The organism is Frankia sp. KB5 (assembly GCF_002099325.1).
Lineage (GTDB): Bacteria > Actinomycetota > Actinomycetes > Frankiales > Frankiaceae > Frankia > Frankia casuarinae.
The window spans coordinates 1-997 of sequence record NZ_MRUJ01000344.1 but is presented as its reverse complement, the minus strand read 5'-3'; the positions used below and the strand labels follow the sequence as shown (position 1 = coordinate 997).

Here is a 997-nt window from a genome sequence, read left to right as displayed (position 1 = left end):
CTGCGTCTCGCCCGCACGTTCGACGAGTTCACAGACCCGCGCGGTCAGCAGCGCCCGCGCCGGCAGGTTATCGGAGCCGTCCACCAAGTCCCGCCCCTCCACATGTCCGCGCCCGCCTGCAACAGCAGGTTGCAGTCTGTTCCCGATCTGATGCGAAGTGTGTCATGGCAGACGTGCGGTCGGAACCCCGAACCGGACCCGCGCCCCATCCGCTCACCGGAGGACACACCGTGTGTGACGTCAACCATCAGGGCTTCACCCGCCCCGGCTACCTCATCGACGTGAAGGCCGAGAGCATCGCCGCCGAAGGCGCCCTGTTCACCCGCGCTCTCGCCCACCACGACGACGCCGGACTCACCGCCGACCAGATCCGCGGCCTGCTCGACATCTCCCGCGACTACCACGCCGAGCAGCTCACCATCCGCCTCCGCATGGCCCAGCTCGGCGAGCAGGCCGAGCAGAAGCGCGGACGGCTCACCCCCGAGCGACTCGCCGAGCGTAAGGCCCTGCTCGACGAGCGCGCCGAGCTGTTCCGCGCCGACGAGGAGCTGTTCTTCACCTACGCCGCCCGCGGACAGGATCTGCTCACCGACGAGCAGCTGGAGCTGATCTCCGACATCTACCACGCGGAGAAGGACGAGGGACTGTCCGCGCTGGAGCGGGCCCTGTCCGCCGCCATCGGCCCGAACTACCAGCTCACCCGGACGGTGGCACTCTGACCCGCACCGGCGGGGACACGGCTGCGACCTGGCTGCACACGGAACGGTTCGCCGGCACCAGCCCCGCGGAACGGCGCACCGCCGAAGACCGCCTCCACCAGATCCGTGACCGTGTCCTCGACGGGGCCCGCATCATCCCCGAAGACCACGTCGTCGACCTGGGAGCCGGAACCGGACTGCTCACCCTCGCCGCCCTCACCCGCGTCGGACCCCACGGCTCCGTCACCGCCGTCGACCAGTCCGGACCGGCACTGCGCGCTATCCGCCCCGCACCCGGC

General features: G+C 70.5%; 1 protein-coding gene and 1 pseudogene. One reads left to right on the top strand and one right to left on the bottom strand.

Features of this window, described 5'->3' with window-relative positions; genetic code table 11:
- Positions 1–230: 230 nt before the first annotated feature.
- Positions 231–719 carry a hypothetical protein gene (locus KBI5_RS24030; protein ID WP_133057152.1) on the top strand — a complete coding sequence of 163 codons (489 nt, stop codon included), beginning with the start codon at positions 231–233 and terminating at the stop codon, positions 717–719.
- On the opposite strand, the pseudogene KBI5_RS24025 reads toward KBI5_RS24030, so the two are convergent.
- A pseudogene (locus KBI5_RS24025) lies at positions 689–997 on the bottom strand (hypothetical protein); the annotation flags it as partial. The gene KBI5_RS24030 and the pseudogene KBI5_RS24025 sit on opposite strands and share 31 nt — an antisense overlap.